The organism is Leptospira andrefontaineae (genome assembly GCF_004770105.1).
GTDB lineage: Bacteria > Spirochaetota > Leptospiria > Leptospirales > Leptospiraceae > Leptospira_B > Leptospira_B andrefontaineae.
Genome location: NZ_RQEY01000019.1, coordinates 131,304 through 151,002, shown reverse-complemented (window position 1 = coordinate 151,002; position 19,699 = coordinate 131,304). Strand labels below are relative to the sequence as shown.

The 19,699-nt window shown below is 40.7% G+C and carries 18 protein-coding genes; 11 read left to right on the top strand and 7 right to left on the bottom strand.

Annotated features, from left to right (window positions below; all coding sequences use genetic code 11):
• Positions 1-10 precede the first annotated feature (10 nt).
• The 7 genes from grpE (at position 11) to EHO65_RS14760 (ending at position 6,083) form a co-directional block, all read left to right on the top strand.
• Positions 11-565 (top strand): nucleotide exchange factor GrpE, encoded by a 555-nt coding sequence (gene grpE / locus EHO65_RS14790; protein WP_135775350.1) that lies wholly within the window; start codon positions 11-13, stop codon positions 563-565.
• Between the two features lie 92 nt (positions 566-657).
• Positions 658-2,592, top strand: coding sequence for a molecular chaperone DnaK (gene dnaK, locus EHO65_RS14785; protein ID WP_135775349.1), 1,935 nt, complete (start codon positions 658-660; stop codon positions 2,590-2,592).
• A 7-nt stretch (positions 2,593-2,599) separates the two neighbouring features.
• The gene (gene dnaJ / locus EHO65_RS14780; protein WP_135775348.1) at positions 2,600-3,721 is read left to right on the top strand and encodes a molecular chaperone DnaJ; all 1,122 of its coding nucleotides are present in this window, start codon (positions 2,600-2,602) and stop codon (positions 3,719-3,721) included.
• Between the two features lie 21 nt (positions 3,722-3,742).
• A complete protein-coding gene (locus EHO65_RS14775) occupies positions 3,743-4,702 on the top strand; it encodes a Gfo/Idh/MocA family protein (protein WP_135775347.1) in 960 nt (319 codons plus the stop codon).
• A 9-nt stretch (positions 4,703-4,711) separates the two neighbouring features.
• Positions 4,712-5,266, top strand: coding sequence for a YqgE/AlgH family protein (locus EHO65_RS14770; protein ID WP_086447857.1), 555 nt, complete (start codon positions 4,712-4,714; stop codon positions 5,264-5,266).
• Between the two features lie 4 nt (positions 5,267-5,270).
• The gene (locus EHO65_RS14765) at positions 5,271-5,783 is read left to right on the top strand and encodes a DUF2721 domain-containing protein (RefSeq protein ID WP_135775346.1); all 513 of its coding nucleotides are present in this window, start codon (positions 5,271-5,273) and stop codon (positions 5,781-5,783) included.
• Positions 5,784-5,792: 9 nt separating this feature from the next.
• Positions 5,793-6,083 (top strand): hypothetical protein, encoded by a 291-nt coding sequence (locus EHO65_RS14760; protein ID WP_135775345.1) that lies wholly within the window; start codon positions 5,793-5,795, stop codon positions 6,081-6,083.
• Positions 6,084-6,155: 72 nt separating this feature from the next.
• Here EHO65_RS14760 and EHO65_RS14755 read toward each other — a convergent pair whose 3' ends face one another.
• Together EHO65_RS14755 and EHO65_RS14750 are read right to left on the bottom strand one after the other, a co-directional pair.
• Positions 6,156-8,696, bottom strand: coding sequence for an ABC transporter permease (locus EHO65_RS14755; RefSeq protein ID WP_135775344.1), 2,541 nt, complete (start codon positions 8,694-8,696; stop codon positions 6,156-6,158).
• A complete protein-coding gene (locus EHO65_RS14750) occupies positions 8,693-9,412 on the bottom strand; it encodes an ABC transporter ATP-binding protein (RefSeq protein ID WP_135775343.1) in 720 nt (239 codons plus the stop codon). The genes EHO65_RS14755 and EHO65_RS14750 overlap by 4 nt, the downstream gene beginning before the upstream one ends.
• A 303-nt stretch (positions 9,413-9,715) precedes the next feature.
• On the opposite strand from EHO65_RS14750, the gene EHO65_RS14745 reads away from it, so the two are divergent.
• Both EHO65_RS14745 and leuS read left to right on the top strand, forming a co-directional pair.
• Complete coding sequence (locus tag EHO65_RS14745) at positions 9,716-9,904, top strand: PIN domain-containing protein (RefSeq protein ID WP_423789901.1); 189 nt, start codon at positions 9,716-9,718, stop codon at positions 9,902-9,904.
• Positions 9,905-10,186: 282 nt separating this feature from the next.
• Positions 10,187-12,775 carry a leucine--tRNA ligase gene (leuS, locus tag EHO65_RS14740; protein WP_135775342.1) on the top strand — a complete coding sequence of 863 codons (2,589 nt, stop codon included), beginning with the start codon at positions 10,187-10,189 and terminating at the stop codon, positions 12,773-12,775.
• A gap of 6 nt (positions 12,776-12,781) precedes the next feature.
• Here the strand turns inward: leuS and EHO65_RS14735 are convergent, their stop codons facing one another.
• From EHO65_RS14735 to EHO65_RS14715, 5 genes are all read right to left on the bottom strand, one after another.
• Positions 12,782-13,867 (bottom strand): LIC10486 family protein, encoded by a 1,086-nt coding sequence (locus EHO65_RS14735; protein ID WP_135775341.1) that lies wholly within the window; start codon positions 13,865-13,867, stop codon positions 12,782-12,784.
• A gap of 38 nt (positions 13,868-13,905) precedes the next feature.
• Complete coding sequence (locus EHO65_RS14730) at positions 13,906-14,640, bottom strand: hypothetical protein (protein WP_086447865.1); 735 nt, start codon at positions 14,638-14,640, stop codon at positions 13,906-13,908.
• A gap of 99 nt (positions 14,641-14,739) precedes the next feature.
• Positions 14,740-16,092 (bottom strand): threonine synthase, encoded by a 1,353-nt coding sequence (gene thrC / locus EHO65_RS14725; RefSeq protein ID WP_135775340.1) that lies wholly within the window; start codon positions 16,090-16,092, stop codon positions 14,740-14,742.
• Positions 16,093-16,095: 3 nt separating this feature from the next.
• On the bottom strand, positions 16,096-17,088 hold the full coding sequence (locus tag EHO65_RS14720; protein ID WP_135775339.1) for an SPFH domain-containing protein: 993 nt from the start codon (positions 17,086-17,088) through the stop codon (positions 16,096-16,098).
• A 58-nt stretch (positions 17,089-17,146) separates the two neighbouring features.
• Entirely contained in the window at positions 17,147-17,686 is a 540-nt protein-coding gene (locus tag EHO65_RS14715) for an LIMLP_15305 family protein (protein WP_135775338.1), read from the bottom strand.
• Positions 17,687-17,853: 167 nt separating this feature from the next.
• On the opposite strand from EHO65_RS14715, the gene EHO65_RS14710 reads away from it, so the two are divergent.
• Both EHO65_RS14710 and lepB read left to right on the top strand, forming a co-directional pair.
• Complete coding sequence (locus EHO65_RS14710) at positions 17,854-19,044, top strand: acyltransferase family protein (protein WP_135775337.1); 1,191 nt, start codon at positions 17,854-17,856, stop codon at positions 19,042-19,044.
• A gap of 26 nt (positions 19,045-19,070) precedes the next feature.
• Positions 19,071-19,667, top strand: a complete 597-nt coding sequence (gene lepB / locus EHO65_RS14705; RefSeq protein WP_135775336.1) for a signal peptidase I — start codon at positions 19,071-19,073, stop codon at positions 19,665-19,667.
• Positions 19,668-19,699 lie beyond the last annotated feature (32 nt).

The following is a 19,699-nucleotide window of genomic DNA, read 5'->3' as shown; positions in this document are numbered from 1 at the left end:
TGAGAGAGAGATGAGTCAAGAAGAAGCGGTCGCAACGCCTGCCGGAGAAAATTCGGATGATTCCCAAAAACCGGAAAGTGTAGAGGAAACTTTACGTAAGGAATTGGATGTTGCGAAAAAAGAGATCGAATCCTTAAAAGATTCTTGGACCAGAGAAAGAGCTGAGTTCCAAAATTATAAGAGAAGATCTGCACAAGAATTTTCTAATATTAAAAGAGAAGCAGTCAAATCTTTGGTGGCAGAGTTTTTGAATCCGATCGATAATTTGGATCGTGTGGGCTCCGGAGTAAACGTAACGGAAGAATTAAAACCTTTCGTGGATGGAGTTACAATGATCCTAAAGGAATTTTATTCCGTATTAGAAAGGTCGAACGTATTCAGACAATATCCTCAGGGAGAAAGTTTTGATCCGACTTTAATGGAAGCATTATCTTCCGAAGAAGGGGATCAATACAAGGAAGAAACTGTTATAGAAGTTTATCAGGCAGGGTTCTATATTAAGGAAAATGAAGATAAGTTCTCCTTAAGACCTGCAAGGGTGAGAATTGGAAAACCCAAAGCTTAATGTTTTGGGAATAGGCGTAAGACGCCTTGAATAGATGAACTAAATCATGAATAACCGCCGAGGAAGGATCCAATGGCGGAAGGAGAACCAAAATGTCAAAAGAGAAGATTATCGGAATCGACTTAGGGACCACAAACTCTTGCGTTTCCGTAATGGAAGGTGGAGACCCGGTAGTAATCCAAAACTCCGAAGGTGCTAGAACTACTCCGTCTATCGTTGCTTTTACCGCTAAGGGAGAAACTTTGGTAGGCCAGTTCGCTAAGAACCAAGCAATTACGAATGCGGTAAATACAATTCGTTCTGCAAAAAGATTTATAGGACGTAGATTCAACGAGACCGAACAAGAGATGAAGCACGTTTCTTATAAAGTGATCCGCAGTGGAAACGACGGATTAAAATTCGAAACTGCTACCGGGGAGTTTACTGCTCAAGAGATCTCTGCTCGTATTCTTCAAAAGATGAAACAAACTGCGGAAGATTATCTTGGTCAAAAAGTGACCAAGGCAGTGATCACTGTTCCGGCTTATTTCAATGACGAACAACGTCAGGCGACTAAAGACGCAGGAAGGATTGCCGGTCTAGAAGTAGAAAGGATCATAAACGAGCCTACTGCTGCCGCTCTTGCTTACGGTTTCGATAAAAAGAAAAGTAACGCTAAGATCGCAGTTTATGACTTAGGAGGAGGAACCTTCGACGTTTCTATCCTTGAGTTGGGAGACGGAGTATTCGAAGTTAAATCTACGAACGGTGATACTCACTTAGGCGGGGACGATTTCGATATGGTCATCATGGAATGGATGATCGAAGAATTCAAAAAACAGTACGGGATCGATATCTCTCAAGATAAAAATACCGTTCAACGTTTGAAAGAAGCCGCAGAGAAGGCGAAAATCGAACTTTCCGGAACCATGTCTACTCAAGTGAACCTTCCATTCATCACTGCTGATGCAACTGGACCAAAACACTTGGATATGAATCTAACTAGAGCTAAGTTCGATCAGTTGACAAGCCGCTTAGTAGAAAGAACTCGTATTCCATGTGAGAACGCGTTACGTGATGCTGGTTTAAAAGCTTCCGACATCGACGAGGTGATATTAGTGGGAGGATCCACTCGTATTCCTGCAGTCCAAGAACTTGTAAAAGGAATTTTCGGAAAAGAACCGAATCGTTCCGTAAACCCAGACGAAGTAGTTGCAATCGGTGCTGCTATCCAAGGTGGAGTTTTAGCGGGAGAAGTTTCAGACGTTCTTCTTTTGGATGTAACTCCACTTTCGCTCGGTATCGAGACTTTGGGTGGTGTGATGACCAAGTTGATCGAAAGAAACACTACGATCCCAACTAAAAAATCCCAGGTGTTCTCTACTGCTGCGGATAACCAAAATGCGGTGTCTATCCATGTTCTCCAAGGAGAAAGAGATATGGCAGCAGGTAACCGTACGCTCGGAAGATTCGATCTAATCGGAATTGCACCTGCACCTAGAGGTGTTCCTCAAATCGAAGTTACATTCGATATTGATGCTAACGGTATCGTGCATGTTTCCGCAAAAGATTTAGGAACCGGCAAAGAACAAAAGATACGTATTGAATCTTCTTCCGGACTAAGCGAAGATGAGATCTCTAAAATGGTAAAAGATGCAGAAGCTCATGCTGCTGCAGACAAGGCCGCTAGAGAACTTGTAGAAGCTAAGAACGAGTTGGATACAATCACTTATTCTTTGGAAAAAGCGGTTACTGACGCTGCGGACAAACTTTCTGACAGTGAAAAACAATTGGCGAATGACGAGATCAAACGCGCAAGAGAAGCGATCGAATCAGGTGATATCGGTCGTATCAACGCTGCGAAAGAGTCCATCACCAAGAGAGCTTCGGAAATAGGTTCTAAAATTTATTCCCAAGGCGCTCCAGGTCAGGAAGCAGGTCCAGGACCTAATGGTGCGGGACCAGGAGAAGGCGCAGACAATTCCCAAGCTAAGGGAGAAAAGGTCGTGGACGCCGACTATACCGTAGTGGACGATGAGAAAAAGTAACTAAGACATGAGTGACAAAAGTTACTACGATATCCTCGGAGTTTCCAAATCCGCGACTGATGAAGAGATCAAGTCCGCGTATCGGAAGTTAGCTATTAAATATCACCCTGATAAGAATCAGGGTGATAAAGCTGCTGAAGAGAAGTTTAAGGAAGCTACCGAGGCCTATGAAGTTTTAAGAGACGCTAATAAACGTCGTATGTACGACCAGTACGGTAAGGCTGGAGTAGGTGCAGGCGCTCAAGGCGGATTTGGAGGAGGAGCATATACTGACTTCTCCGATATCTTCGGCGATTTCGGAGATATTTTCGGCGACTTCTTCGGAGGAGGAAGAGGTGCTGGTGGCGGTGCTCGCAGATCAGGTCCTCAACGCGGTTCAGATCTTCGTTATAATCTAGAAGTTACCCTTGAAGATGCGAGCTTAGGTAGAGAATATAAAATCGAAATCCCAAGACTCGAAACCTGCGTAGATTGCGGAGGTTCCGGTGCGAACAAAGGAAGCACTCCCGCTACTTGTCCGGACTGCGGTGGATCAGGACAGATCCGTAGATCTCAGGGATTCTTCTCCGTGGCAACTACATGTGGTACTTGTCGTGGAAAAGGTACAATCATCTCTAACCCGTGCAAGACCTGTCATGGACAAGGTCTAGTAGAAAAAAGACGTACTATCAATATTAAGATCCCACCTGGTATCGAATCCGGCAGCAGACTAAAAGTTTCCGGAGAAGGGGAAGCAGGACCTAACGGTGGCCCTCATGGAGATCTATATGTGGTAACACATATTAAGAAACATGAATTATTCGAACGCCAAGCAAACGACTTGATCTTAAATAAAAAGATTAGCCTGACCCAAGCAATCTTAGGTGGAGACATCGAAGTTCCAACCATAGACGGCAAAAAGGTGAAGATGAAAATTCCGGAAGGAACCGAGTCAGGCCAAGTGTTCCGTTTGAAAGGTCATGGTATTCCGTATCTAGGCGGATATGGAAAAGGGGACCAACATGTGATCGTTCGCATTGAGATCCCTAAAAAACTGACTAGACGACAAAGAGAATTGATCGAAGAATTTGCCCGTGAGTCCGGAGAATCTGTTTCCGGTTCTAAGGGTAAAATTTTTACGAATAAGTAATATCCACAAAAAGGAAGTTTCATGACTAACAAAGTCAAGATCGGAGTAATCGGAACAGGCCATATGGGCCAATACCACGTTAACGTGGCGAAAACATTAAGCGATGCAGAGTTGATAGGTATTTATGACTCTGATTCCGAAAGAGCCTCTCAGATGGCGGAAAAACATAAAACTTCCGCTTTCTCCACTGTAGACGATCTGATCAAACATACTGATTCTGTGATCATCGCTGTGCCTACATTCTTACATCATGAAATAGGTAAGAAGGCACTTCTCGCAGGCAAACATGTTTTGGTAGAGAAACCGATCGCGGAAACTTTAGAACAAGCAAAAGAATTAGTGGACCTTGCTTCTAAAAACAACTTGGTCCTACAAGTAGGTCACGTTGAACGTTTTAACGGAGCAGTTCTTGAACTCGGAAAGATCGTGACTGAACCTCTGTTGATCGAATCCAGAAGATTAGCCCCTTTTAATCCTAGAATTAAGGATGTGGGAGTAGTTCTGGATATGATGATTCACGATATAGATATCGTTTTGAATCTTGTAAAATCTCCCGTCAAATATCTAAGTGCAGTTGGGACCAAAGTGGTTTCAGCTCATGAAGATATTGCATCAGTTGTTCTTCATTTTGAGAACGGCGCGATCGCAAATATTTCCGCGAGCAGAAATACACAAGCCAAAATTCGGACCCTGAATATCACTCAGAAAGACGTGTACATTACATTGGATTTTAGCGACCAAGAGATCGAGCTTCATAGACAAGCGACTTCGGATATTCTACTTAGAACCGGAGAGATCAAATATCGCCAAGAATCCATCGTTGAGAAGATCTTTGTTCACAAGGATAACCCTTTAAAACAGGAACATGAACATTTTGTAAAATGTATCCTGAAAGAAACGGAACCTTTAGTTGATGGAAGATCCGATATCCAGACACTGGAAATCGCGTACAGAATTTTGAAAGAGATACATAAAAACTGATCGGGTAGTATGGAAAACGGATTCAGCGGAAAAGTATTAATCTCTAATTCATCTATCGTAACGGATTATTTCAATCGCACAGTGATCCTAATGGTGGAACACGATCAATCAGGTGCGTTCGGTCTTGTACTGAATAAGAAGATGGATGTTGCATTGAGCGAAGTGATCCAAGGAATTCCGGAAGGAATAGACGGTTCTTCACCGATCTATTCTGGAGGTCCTGTAGATCCTACATTTGTCTCCATTCTTCATGATAATCCTAAATTAAAACAACCTGGGATTGAAGTTATCCCTGGTGTGTTTCTTGCCAGAAGTTTTGAAGCTCTGGTAGAACTATTAGAACATCCTGATAAAACAAAATTTAATGTATACCAAGGATATTCCGGTTGGGGAGCTTCTCAACTAGAAGGTGAGATGGAACGTAAATCTTGGGTGGTTCACGATCCGAATGCTGAATGGATCTTTACGGAAGACCCTGAGGCAACTTGGCAAGAAGCCTTAAAGAGCAAAGGTGGATTGTATAAGTACTTCGTGGAACATACAAAAGATCCAATGTTGAACTAGAACTATGCTTTCTTCATTGATCGGAACAGAAATTTTAGCCGGTATGATCACACCGGCCGTTTTGATCTCGGCTAGTGCTAGTTTAATCTTTTCTACCGCAAATCGTTTGGGTAGAATATTCGATCGAGTTAATTTACTTAAAACCGAGATAGAAGGTGTCGTTGACGGAAGACTTTCTTTTCCGGAAGAGCGACTTGCCTATCTTAGAAGACAATTAAAGGTCCAAAAGAAAAGAGCAAATCTGATCCAAAGATCCATGGCCGCTCTATATACTGCGACTTTGTTTTTTGTTTCTTCCAGTTTGAGTTTGGGGATCATAGTAGCGATTTCTAGTCCGGCTTCTTGGGTAGCCACTGGACTCGCTTTGATAGGCGGGATTTTTTTGTTTATCGCAAGCAGTCTTTTACTGTACGAAAGCCGTTATAATTTGAATTTTATCCAAGGCCAGATAGAATTTGCGGAATTTCTGGAAGATAAAGTGGAGAAGAAGTCTGACGGTCCTTCCCCCAAAAGATAGGAGTTTCATTTGAAAAAGGTTCTATATTCACTTTCTATCATATTCTTTTTTGCGTCTTTAGGATTTGCCCAAAACCTGCCTGCGGACGGTTGTTATCTTTGTTCAGTAAATAGTTCCGACGCTTGTAGAGATTACTGCAGATTTTCCGGATCGGATTCTTTCGACACAAGGAAACGTTGCGAAACTAAAGGATGTAAGATCACAGGAACGGCAGCCTGTCCGACCGCTTCCAATTATAAGGTTTGTTCAGTGAGAGTTGATTTGAAACCGGCAGATCTGTTAGCGGGCCGCTCGAAATAATCTATTTCATCCTACAAGGGCGTCTTCGGATCTATCCGGCGGGCGCCCAACATTCTTCAGATTATACCAGCCCTAAACTTCCTTCAGATATAAAGTAGGACTTCTTTTCCATTCATTCCTTAAGGCTCCGAAATACATTCCCACTACTGCAATATTCAGAGAAATATAAAAGATCCCGATTTCCAACCAAGGAACACTTGCTTGGATCTCAAATATGATCTCAGACATATAAGAAGAAACTCCCCAGACTAAAACAAAAGCCAACGCGAAAGAAATATTAGCTAGAAATAAAGACTCTGCTAAAAAATATTTTCGTAAGAATGTTTTGGTTCCACCTATGATCCTAAGAAGAGAAGTTTCTTCCAATCTTTCCTTTCTGCTTAGTTCCAAAGAAGAAAGTATCAATAGTAAAGAAGATAAAACGATAAGTCCTGTCATCCAACGGATTGCAAAGGACATCTTTTCTAAAATTCCTAAGAAGGATTGAACCGCTTTTTCAGTGTCTACGATGGTAAGATTTGGAAACTCATTTGATAATTCTTTTTGGAGAGAATATCTGGAGTCTGAAGATTCCAACAAAAACGAACTCAAATAGAATTTAGGGGCCTTTTCCAAAATCCCTTTCGAAAATAGGACCACAAAGTTCGGTCTCATGTCCGACCAGTTGACCGTTCTGAAATTTCGAATGGTTCCGGTTACTTCTACACCGCCGATGGAGAAAGAAAGTTTATCTCCTAAATCCACTTTTAAGTTTTTGGAAAATTCTTTTTCGACAGAGATTTGGTCTTCTTCTCCCTTTCTCCAAAAGTCTCCGTCAGTGACTTTTTCGGTGGGATATAAATTCTCTCTATAAGATAGGAAATATTCTCTGGTTCTTGCGGTGGATCTCCAATCTCTTCTGAGAGCGGAAAGTTCCATATCTTCTTTTTTAACAAGCTCTCCGTTTACATGAGTGAGTCTTGCTCCGATCACAGGCGCTGTTAAAAGTTTTTCTACTTTATACTTTTCCGCTGTTTGTTGGAAACTTTCCAATTGTTCCGGTCTTAGATCCAACACGAACATATTCGGTCTTCTTTCTTTGTCTTTCGCTCCACTATATTCCAATAAACTATCGCTTAAAAAAATACTGAGCAATAGAACGAAAACCGAAGAACCAAGTCCTACTGAAACCCAAGAAAGTCCTGTTCTAGGTCTATCTAGTTTTCGTAATGCCATTCTTATACTTGCGGAGAAATCAGATCTTTGTAATAAAAACCGGATCACAAAACGAATTCCTAAAATTCCAAGATAAACCATGATGGGTAAGAAGAGTAGAGTTGCACAAAGGATTAATCCTTTGATCCAGTCTCCGGTTTCCCACCAAGCTAATACGAAAAATAATCCGAAGACCGCAATAAATGAGATCGACTGTTTTAATTTCAATTTCGGAACGGAAGAAAGTTCATTTGCAAAATCCGATTTAAGAGCATACATCGGACTTAAGTTTCGAGTAGTGGAAAGACTTTCCCAAGCGGAAACTAATGGAACTACCCACGCCAATACGAATGCCCAAAAAAATGCTTTTAGATCCGGGATCAGTTTCGGTTCAAAAAGGAATTCCTTATCGGCCATATTCGGGATCTGAGTTTGTAAAAAGCTTCCGAATAAAAATCCTAATATAGCTCCTATCGTGGATAATATTAGAAGTTCAGAAAGAACAAGGCCTAAAACTAAGTTTGGTCCTGCCCCTAGACATTTATAAACAGCGAATGTAGTGGATTTTGATCTTACGACTGCTCTACTTGTGAGCAGGATAGAGATCCCTCCCAAGAAGAATGCACATAATGCTAATAAGGAAAAGAAATCCAACGTATTCGTAAGGAATTTTTGGGATCCTGAATTTGCTTCCGTGCTTTCGTATAATATCAGATCATTCTTTGCGAATTCAGAAAATTTACTTTTTTTGAATCCATTTGCGTCAGCGCCGTTGGGAAGAAGGATTGGAACTTGGTAGCTGATCCTCGAACCTCTTTGTTCCAATCCTGTTTCCGCTAAAGATTCCTTTTTTATAATAGAACTAGGAGCCATGGAGAGAAAATTCCCTGCCATTCCTGGTTCTTTTAAGATACTTCCTTTTAATACGAAGTTACTTTCTCCTAATTGAACCTTGGAACCTATTTTAAGTTTTAAGTTCTTGATCAGTCCGCTTTCTAAAAGTATTTCTCCCGGTTTTAATTTGCGATAAAGACCTTTTGGTTCCGTTTCTAATTCACCAAAATAGGGATAATCACCTTGGATCGCTTTGATCAATGATAAGCTGGAATCCTGAGAATCAGGGTTGCGTAACATAGAAGGGAATTGCACCAATTCGGATAATTTGCTTCCTTTTGGCAATTCCTTCGAAAGAAACGCTGTTTGTTCAGTGCTAAGTGGAGATGGACTTGTAACCACCAGATCAGAACCCATGATGTTTTTAGCTTCTCTGATGATGGAAGAAGTAAATTGGTCCCTATAAGAATGAACTGCAAGGACGGCCCCAGTTCCTATAGTGATTGCAAGAATGATTTGTAAGGAAGAAGTCTTTTTAGAAAAGATTTCTCTGAACATTACCCTTAGAAAGAATCTAATATTCATTTTTTCTTCCTAGATGTAGTCTTCTTTGCAGTTGTTTTGGGCTTTGCACCGCTTAAAATAACTCCATCTCTCATTTCTAATATCCTATCTGCCATAGAAGCAACCTTTGGATCATGAGTAACAACTAACAAAGTGGACTTACGATCTCTATTCAGTTGTTTTAGAAGAGACATGATATTCTCACCATTCTTCTTATCTAAGTTTGCAGTAGGTTCATCCGCAAAAAGAAGTTTAGGCTCATGTATAAATGAGCGAGCGATTGCCACTCTTTGTTCTTCTCCGCCCGAAAGTTGGCTTGGAAAGTTATGTGCTCTATGAGCAATACCAACTTTCTCCAACCAATACATAGCTTTTTCATGTATCACTTTTTCTGAAAGGTTTGTTGTCAAAGCAAGAGGAAGAGATACATTCTCTAAGGCGTTTAACGTCTTGATCAATTGAAAATTCTGGAATACAAATCCTAATTGTTCTCCTCTGATCTTTGCTAATTCGTCTTCTGACTTATCAAATAGGGAGATTCCATCCAAAAGTACTGTCCCTGAATCAGCTTTATCTAATCCAGCTGAAACAGCTAGTAATGTTGACTTGCCTGAACCGGAAGGACCGATCACTGCAACGAATTCTCCAGACTTTACTTGGAATGAAACATCTTTTAATACATTAAATGTTTGGTCTGCAACTGTGTAAGACTTGTTTAATCCTGATATTGATAACAACTGATCACCTTCCTTTCGTTTTGACTGACCTAAACTCGGCACTTGACAGGAAATTTATTTTTACCTAAAAAAAACCACACTTGAAAATCTATTCCAAATAAAACCGCGCTTAGAATTTTTTTTAAAAAAAATTGCAGTCATTTTCACAAACTTCCAACCTAATTTTTTTTGACTCTAGAGTGAGCCGATTTTATAAAGTAACTCTCGACGTACGGAGAGAAGTTCCGAAAGCAAGAATCAATCTTCGGACTTATTTACACTCCGTAAATAAAAAGACATTCGATGGAATTTTCTGGGAGCAAAATGCAATTATTAGCAGTGACGGATTTGAACGAAGAAGAAGCGGAACTTACACAAGCGCAAAGTAAGCAATATACATGTAAAGGATGCGGTAAAGAAACACCGAATCTCTTTCAGTACGACCTCTGTCGAGATTGTTTGAACTTAACATTTCGTCGACTTATCAAGGTTATTGACTCAGTACGTAAATAAGTCAGAATCTCATCCAATATCTTTGTCCGTTTTCTAAGCAAGAGCTTAGAATTTCACTCCCAGAGAAAGCCGGTTTCCCTCCGGCTTTCTTCATTTCGGACCCGAATTGATGTCTTTGGTTCCCGAGAATTTAGAAACACTTCTTCTAGTAACAATTTATAATGCCTTTTTTCTTCCTAAAAGGAAGGAAACCTCTCTCATTGAAGATTTTCAGCTCTATAATCACCTTCCAGTATAGCAAAAAAGAATTGGATTCTAGGCCGGAGGAAAAAACTTCACGGTATGGACTATCCGTTTCGGAAAATTGAATCAAAATGGCAAGATTATTGGGAAAAGAATTCTTCCTTTCGAACGGATCTACGCTCTTCTAAACCAAAGTTCTATTGTTTAGATATGTTTCCTTATCCCTCGGGTGCGGGATTGCATGTTGGTCACCCTGAAGGTTATACCGCTACAGACATTATTTCTCGTTACAAGAGAATGAAAGGCTTTGAAGTTTTGCATCCCATGGGTTGGGATGCGTTCGGTCTTCCTGCGGAAAGATACGCGATGCAGACCGGGATCCATCCAGCTATCACTACAAAGCAGAATGTGGACAATTTCAGAAGGCAGATCAAATTGATCGGCCTTTCCTATGATTGGGACAGGGAAATTTCCACTACAGACCCGAAATATTACAAATTCACCCAATGGATCTTCCTGAAATTATACGATTCCTGGTATGATTTCCAGGCTTCTAAAGCTAAACCAATCTCCGAATTGGTGCAAAAGTTTGAATCTAAGGGCTCAGAAGGCTTTGAGGACCTCGAAACCTTCTCCGGAAAAGATTGGAAAGAATTTTCAAACGCAAAGAAAGAAACCATTCTCTCCGGATTTCGTTTAGTATATCAGGCAGAAATTCCGGTAAACTGGTGCCCTGGTCTAGGAACGGTTCTCGCAAACGAAGAAGTAGAAGAATGGGTTGGAAAAGGTTACGAGGTAGTTCGTAAACCTATGAGGCAGTATATGATGCGTATCACTGCATATGCGGAAAGACTGTTGGAGGATCTATCTTTAGTTTCTTGGCCAGGTTCTACTCTTGAAATGCAGAAGAACTGGATCGGAAAGAGTGAAGGTTTAGAACTTATATTTCCTTTTGATAGTTCTTCTCCACAAAACGGGATCAAGGTGTATACTACTCGTCCTGATACCGTATTTGGGGTAAGTTATATGGTGCTTGCTCCGGAACATCCTTTGGTGGATTCAATCACTACCAAAGAACAATGGGAGAAGGTGCAGGAATACAAAAAGATTTCCGCTTTAAAGAGTGATCTGGACCGAACTGAACTTTCTAAAGAGAAGTCTGGTGTATTTACAGGAGCTTATGTTCTAAATCCTGCGGATCCTTCTAAAAAAATCCCAGTGTGGATCGGTGATTATGTTTTATATGGATATGGAACAGGCGCTATCATGGCAGTGCCTGCTCATGACCAGCGAGACTATGAGTTTGCGAAAGCTTTCGGGTTGGATATCCTACCTGTAATCGAAGGGGATCTATCCCAAGGCGCTTTCGATTCCAAAGAATCAGTATGTATTAATTCTTCTTCTTCCGAAGTTTCCATTAATGGTCTGAAATATAAGGAAGCATTCTCTAAAACCGCTGATTGGGCGGAGAAAAAAGGGATCGGCAGAAGAAAAACCCAATTCAAGTTAAGAGATTGGCTGTTTGCACGCCAAAGATATTGGGGAGAACCTATTCCTTTAGTTCATTATCCTTCCGGAGTTACAAAGGCAATTCCTGAGTCCGAACTTCCATTAGAACTTCCTAATTTATCTGAATTTAAACCTTCTGGAACTGGGGAATCTCCTCTTGCTTTAGCAGGAGATTGGTTGAAGTATAAGGATCCTGAAACAGGTGAGATCGGGACCAGAGAAACAAATACTATGCCTCAGTGGGCCGGTTCTTGTTGGTATTATCTACGTTATATAGATCCTGAAAACCCGGACAAGTTTGTAGATTCAAATTTAGAAAAAGCATGGATGCCAGTGGATCTTTACGTGGGTGGAGCGGAACATGCAGTTCTTCACTTACTCTATTCACGTTTTTGGCATAAGGTATTATTCGATTTAGGTTATGTAACTACTCCTGAGCCTTTCAAAAAATTGGTTCACCAAGGTTTGATCTTAGGTGAGGACAAAAGAAAAATGTCCAAATCATTAGGAAACGTGATCAATCCGGACGAAGTGGTTACGAATTTCGGAGCAGATAGTTTACGTCTTTTTGAAATGTTCATGGGACCATTCGAAATGGTGAAACCTTGGAGCACTAGGGGTGTCGAAGGTGTGTTCCGTTTCTTAAATCGTGTTTGGAGATTATATCATTCAGGCGCAGAAGAATCTTTCCGTTTGGAAGATATTGAACCGAATGAGGACGAATTAAAGATACTTCATAGAACTATCAAAAAAGTGGATGATGATATTAATAATTTCTCATTCAACACCGCTATTTCTCAATTGATGATCTTTGTGAATGAGTTAACTCCAAGCCAACGCAGACCTCGCAAGATCCTAGAGCCGTTCTTACTTTTAATTGCTCCATTTGCTCCTCACCTGGCTGAAGAACTTTGGTCCTTAGCAGGAAAGTCTGATTCTTTAACCTACCAAGGTTTTCCAGGTTATGAGGAAAAGTATCTAACTGACGACGAGATCTTGATCGTGGTCCAGGTAAACGGAAAATTAAGAGCAGAATTCAAAGCTGCAAAAGAGATTGCAGGGGACGAAGCGATTAAGATCGCAAAATCCTTGGATAAGGTGCAGATCTTCTTAGATGGAAAACAGATCCGTAAAGAGATCTATGTTCCTGGAAAACTGGTGAATCTAGTAGTCGGGTAGACGTTCTTATTTCAGCAGAATAAACGCAAGCAATCCGACTAATAGCACAACTCCAACTAAGATCGCATAGTTGAGAGTGTTACTTCCTTCGGATTGTTTTGAACCCATTCCCGCTGGACGAGGAGCATTCGCAGCAGTTTTAGGTCTAGCTAAACGAACTGGTCTTTCTTCGAATGCTTGTAAAAGAACTCCTGCAGGACCTTTTGCAAAAATATGATATTCATTTTTACCGGAAGCGATTGCTACGAAAGAACCGATCACTGGTTTTACGTTTCCGTCTTTATCCATTGCACCTAAAGTTTTAGCCAAAGCCTTTTCTTCAGGAGAAACGGAAGGAAGTTGTAATAGGATCTTGTCTCCTTCGTTCAAATCGTCGAAGTCGATTCCGTTTACTGGAGAAAGAATTGTCTTAGCTAACACAACTCTTCCGAAACCTTTTCGAATGGTTTCGATCTGGCGCATGACAGCTGCTTTTTCCGGATCTAAATTCTCTATAGGGGCAGCACCTTCCGCAGGTTCTTCAGGTGGTTTAGGAATGGATTGGATAATACCTGCAAAAAAACTTTTACCTCTACATTTCAAACTAGATACATATTCCACGTCTGCTTGGACGCGGATCATATTGATCTTCATACTAGTTTTGATCTGGTTCTCCAGCATGTTGACTAAAGCTGCGGTATCATTACGATCCCACATAGGATAATATTGTTCTAATATTTGTTTTGTTAATTTAGTATGCAGAATTCTTGCTACTGCGTCGGATAAACCCGGATCTGGAGCTTCTTGTCTAGCGGCTTCTGCAATATCGTGAGAGATCTGACCGAAGTCCTCGAAAGTTCTGATCTTTCGAATCACAGATGAGTTGGAGAATAAGGAGTATAATTCTAAAAATTCGTTTTTGTATCTGGACAGTAATCCTAAAACTACGCCTGCTTTGTTCTCAACATCGATCCTTAATTTTAAAAGATAAGCGTCTTTGATTTTTCCTTGGATAAGTTCGATCGCTTGTTCTTCGGTATGAACGGATTCCAAGGCCAGGTTCATTTGATTTGCCTGTTCTTGGAGTTTACTTGTCTGAGGATTCTGTTCCATATTGCTAAAGACCTAACTGTAGTAAGGAGAACTTTAGGTCATGTTAAGCCGCTAGCCTTTTCTTGTAACCATTTTTGGTATCTTTGCCTTCTGGGCACATAATTCTGATCCAAGGGAATTTCGACTCGGGCAACTGTTCTATTCTCCGCCTGGCGACTATAGATCGTAAACAAATGGCGGTCATAGCCGCTTTGGGCTACCAGGATTTCCACCATTGTGATACCCATACCTGCACCTTCTGTGGTATCACCGTATTTCATATAGTATTCGAATAGATTGTCAAATTCTTTAGAATGAACAAACTTCTCTCTTATCCGTTTCTCTTCGCGAACTGCGAGAGTGAAATTATTTTGTACGAATAGAATGATCCGGTCCGAACTGAAGCTGAGAGTAACTTTTACAAATAGACCATGCTCTTTCATTTTCCTACGATAGTATGGAAACTTTCTACTGACCAAATTTTCCTTAAAAGACTCCATCCCTAAATCGTACTGGGAAGGGTCAGCGATATTCAAACCTAGTTCCTTAAATAGAACCCGTTTAATTGCTGCTTTGGTTGCATTTACGATCAGCTCTTTTGCAGAGGTAAATATAAGTTCGGTCAGATCCTCTCTTTTGTATTTAGAAAGGACGGTTTGGATGATATGTTTGAGCTTATTTTCGCCCCGGGTACTCAGGACGTAGGTAATGATAGAAATTGGCTCTTCTTTTTTTACGGCCGTCTCGACCTCGAAGAGGAATTCCTGAGGAAGTTCCTCGATTCCCTCGTACATTTGGATTCTCGATTATATGGACCCCGGCGGGCTTACGAGAAAAAAACGAAAAACGCCCAGGAAAAAAGAACGGGAATTTCCAGTGGGGAATGAAAAATTTTAACCTTTCATTTGTAGAAAACCGCTGATTTCGTCCATCACGGCTCCTACTTCAGGCTTACAGGACCGAATAACGTTAACCAATTTCTGGTCGGTTCCCGGGATTTTCCCCTCGTGGAATTTGAGTTTAAATTCGGTGAATTTTAAACCATGAGCAGTGGAGATTACGACCACCTGATCACCTTTTGCAATGGTCCCTTTGCCCATAAGTTTGTATAAAGCGGCAAGTGCCACTCCGGTATGAGGGTCATTATACAATCCGAATAGATCGGTTTTGGCAGAAGCTTCCGAAAGTTCGGCTTCGCTTGCCTGCTCCACTATCCCATTGAATTTTTTTAATGTACGAATTGCCTTTTGGACAGATACAGGGTTTCCGATCTGTATTGCAGAAGCAAGAGTAGGTTTCGCATCCACAGGGCTGAACTCTTCGAAATTTTTCAGATAAGAAAGATAGAGTGGATTTGCATTTTCCGCCTGAGCCAAAACGATCCTAGGAAGTTTATCGATCAGTCCCAATTCTTTTGCCATCTCGAAACCTGCTCCGAGAGCGGAAACGTTTCCTAAATTTCCACCGGGGATGATGACCCAGTCAGGGACTTTCCATTCCAACTGTTGGACGATCTCAGGTGCGATCGTTTTCTGGCCTTCGATACGAAGGCTGTTCATCGAGTTAGCAAGATAGATGCCGGCTTCTTTGGTAACTTCTTTAACAATCTTCATACAACCATCAAAGTCTGTTTCGAGTGCGATTACTTTTGCACCATTAGAAACTGGTTGTATCAATTGTGCTTGGGAAACTTTTCCGGCAGGAAGGAAAATGATCGCAGGTATTCCAGCCTTAGCAGCGTAAGAAGCTAAAGCAGCAGAAGTATCTCCGGAACTTGCACATGCAACCGCTCTGATCTTTGCTCCCTTATTCAACATATGTTTTACTTGGGAGAGAAGGACTGTCATGCCCAGGTCCTTAAAAGAACCCGTGTGGGAGATCCCACATTGTTTAATCCAGAGGCCGCCTAAGCCAAAATGTTTTGTGAGTCTTTCCGAATTAAATAGATGAGAAAGACCTTCGCCTGAACTTACGATCTCAGAATCTTCTACATGAGGAAGAACCCATTCTCTTTTATTCCAGATACCTGAACTGTTCGGAAATTTTACCGAACCCAATCTGGAATCGAATAGGTCCTTCCATTCCTTACCTGATTTTTCTTTGAGAGCTCCTATATCATGAGAAACCTGGAGAAGGCTTCCACATTTACGACATTCGTATACGATATCATTCAGATCGTAAGTTGCTCCGCAAGAATCGTTGATACAGCGGAATTCCGCTTTCAACTTGGTGAAGGTAAGGCTCATACTTTAGATAGAATTTAGAATGTCCTTTTTTTTGGCATCAAATTCTTCCTGAGAAATCAGGCCCTGGTCCAACATACTCTTTAGTTTTGTGAGTCTTGCTGTTGCATCGTTCTGGTTGGAATTCCCACCGGCATTGTTCTGACCTACCATTCCGGCCATCATATTGCCCATATTCATTCCCATTCCGAGTCCCATACCAGCGGACATACCTTGACCTGCGTTCCCACTCTCGTTCTTTGCAGCGGCTTCTCCTATATCCAACATTCTTTTTTGTTGGTACATTCCGCCCAGAGCATCGATCTCGAATTTGTCTGCGAGAACCTTCTGGATCTTTTGGAAGTTCGGATCGTTTTGATCGAAGTTTATGGATTGAACAAAAAAATCTAAAACTTCTATCCCGTATTTGGAGAAGTCCGGTTGGATCTTTGTTTTTCCTGCGGAAGAAGCTTCTTCCAGATGTTGGTTCAATCGAGTGATTGGTTCACCTGATTTTAAAACAACTTCTGCCAGAAAATCGCTTAGCCTAGTCACGATCATCGGTCTTAAAAAATTATCCACCTCGTCTTGTGAATAAGCTCCTCTTGCACCGACTACTCCCACTGCGAATGCTTTGGAGTCCACGATCTTGATATTATAAGAACCGTTTGCTCTCACTCCCAATGTGATCGTGTATTTAGGATCTTCTACTTGGATGGGTGAAGGAGTTCCCCACTTTAATTGGATAAGAGCCTTGTTTACATAAACAACTTCCGCGGTAAAAGGAGTTTGTCCTCCGAAAGGAAGGTTTACTAAGTTTTCTAAGATAGGAACGTTACCTGTTTTTAAAGTATGAGTTCCAGGTCCGAAAATATCCAGAGCCTTACCTTCTTTGAAGAAGATAGCTTCTTGGCTTTCGTTCACTACCAACTGTCCGAAGGTACTGATATCGTTACGGGGAAACTTCCATACAATTTCTCCCGGTTTTCCTTCGTATTTTATTACGTCTATTAATGCCATAAGAACTCCTTGGAAATATATTATTCACTACTCGACATTCGGCAAATCAAAAATAAGACTATCGTTTTAAGAAGACATCCTTTCTGCTTTTTAAGGCGGAATCGAATTCATCCAATTCGGATCTAAAACTACTAACCCAGTTCCTTACTGTGTCTACTGAAACTTCTGGAGGAAAGTCAGGAGATTTTACTTTTGTGGATAATTCCTCAGCATGATGGATCAAAGAATAGTCCCACTCTGCCAAAGCTTCCAACTCAGATTCGGTCGCTTTAAATCCAGTTCCCAATCCGTTTAGGCCGTAACTTGCTCCAATAATTTCATTTTTGAGTCTTTCTAAGATGGAAAGTAAGACCTCGGTGGAACCGATTAGGTCCATTCTTCTTTCTCGGACGAAATTTTCTTCAATCCTACGAATCGGTTCTTTGAGAGAATCCAATTTTTTGGATAATTCGTTTCGAGAGATTCTATCCGCTTCATAATATTGATGGTTCTTTAAGACTTCTCCATAAAAAGGAAACGCTGAAAGAAAGGATAAGATCTTTCCTTTCTCCGCTTTGAATCTGGAAACATATTGAGAGATCGGGCTATTCGAAGTCATGCATAGAAGAATGATCCGGAATTTCTTTGCAAGCAAGACAAATACTTCTCTTTTCTTATCATATCTATGAAATCGTAACTTAAAGCCTAGAGATTCTTTGGATTTATTTCTTGCTAGCAGATACCTGAAAAGTTTCTATTTCAATTCGGGAAGCAAATCTCTTCATTATGAAATCCTATATACTCTCTATCTTTGCTTCCAAAAAGGGAGAAATAGAATCTTTAAACGGAATTAGGGCGATCGGGATCCTGATGGTAATGACCAACCATCTTTGGGTTTTCTCACGGAAAGCAATGGGAGAAATGCCTTTCTGGTTATCTTGGTTTGTAGAGAACCAAACCACCATCGTGGATGTATTTTTTGTATTGGGAGGCTTCCTGAATTATGGAGGTATACTCCAATCTTATAAAAGAGAGAATAGTTTTCCTTATCGGAAGTTTATCATAAATCGTTCTTTGCGAATACTTCCCGCATATTACGTAGCATTAGCTTTTTCTTATTATTATTTTTATAAACAAGCGGAAAATCTGAAATATCTACAAAATCCCAGTCCGGATTTGCTTTGGCTGATAACTAAAGGGCAAAAGGCTATGGATTATGTTTGGGCAGATGGGATTTTCTTGTCCAACTTCTTTCCTAGGGTTTTAGATGTGGGCTGGTATATTTCCTTAGAACAACAGATCTATTTTTTGATGGTTGTCCTTGGGCCCTTCTTCTTATTTTCTAAAACTAAAAAAGTAAGAGTAATCATATTATCGATCATCTATATTATACCTTTCTTATCTAGATGTTATCTGTATTCCAAAGGTTCCATGAACGCTGAAGCACTTTTTTGGACGGAGAATAGGCTCGATTCAATGATCGCAGGAATGCTTTTGGCAGAATATGTGGATTATAAACCGGTAGGAGAAAGTTTAGGAAAGCTGAAATATTCTCTGATAGGGTTTACTGCAATCGTATTCATATTGATCTCTTATTCATTCGATTGGAAACATATCATTCGATTGACTATTGCGAATAATTTTTACAATATCGCTTTGGCTTTGATCATCTATCTTGCAATCCAAAAAGAAGGAATATTCAAAACTGTCTTAGGATTGCCGATCTTCCGTCCGTTGTCTAGGATCACATTCACAGTATATTTGTGGAATATACCTTTGATGGGAATTGCTACTGGATGGGCTCTTAGGGGAGAAACATTGATTACTTTAAGTGTATTACCAAAACTCTACCTGATATGTTTTGGATTTGCGATCTTGGCTTCTTGGCCAATTTTTTTACTGATAGAACAACCTTTTATTTGGTGGAAAGAAAAACCGAAAGTTTTAGAAATTAATAACGAGACCAAGACTGCATAGTCTCGTCCAATATATACGAAATCATAATGAAATTTAATTCGGAAATAATTCGTTCGATCCGGCAGTCCGCATTTCACTGGATCAAACTTTCTTTTCCGATCTTATTTGCAATATTCTTCATATTATATTTCAGGATCTTCGTAATCCAATTCTATTTGATTAGCGGTACGAGTATGATGCCTAGCTATAAAGAGAGTGATTGGGTTTTGGTCAAAAAATGGGGCTTCCCTGCACAGGTCGGCCCTTGGGTTTTATATATTTTAGAACCGGATGTAGATAGATTCGATGTATTGGTCTTGGATGGGATCGGAGCAGAACTAAGTTTAAAGAGAGTAGTAGGACTTCCTGGAGATTTTTTCAGATTTTCAGAAGGTAGAATTTTGATAAACGATTCTTCCTTAGAGGAACCTTTCTTAAATTCAGGCTACAAAACCCAAGCACCGTCTGCATCTATTCTACCAGTGATCGGAGTCTCCGGAAATATCGGCATAGGAGATTCAGGCAGGATCCCGCCGGGTTACGTTTTAGTCTTGGGAGATAACCGAGAATTTTCCACTGATTCCAGAAATTACGGCCTAATTCCATTCAAAAAGTTGAGAGGAAAGGTAATCACCAGCTTTTAAGCCATTATTCCAACTAGGATTTCACTTGTACT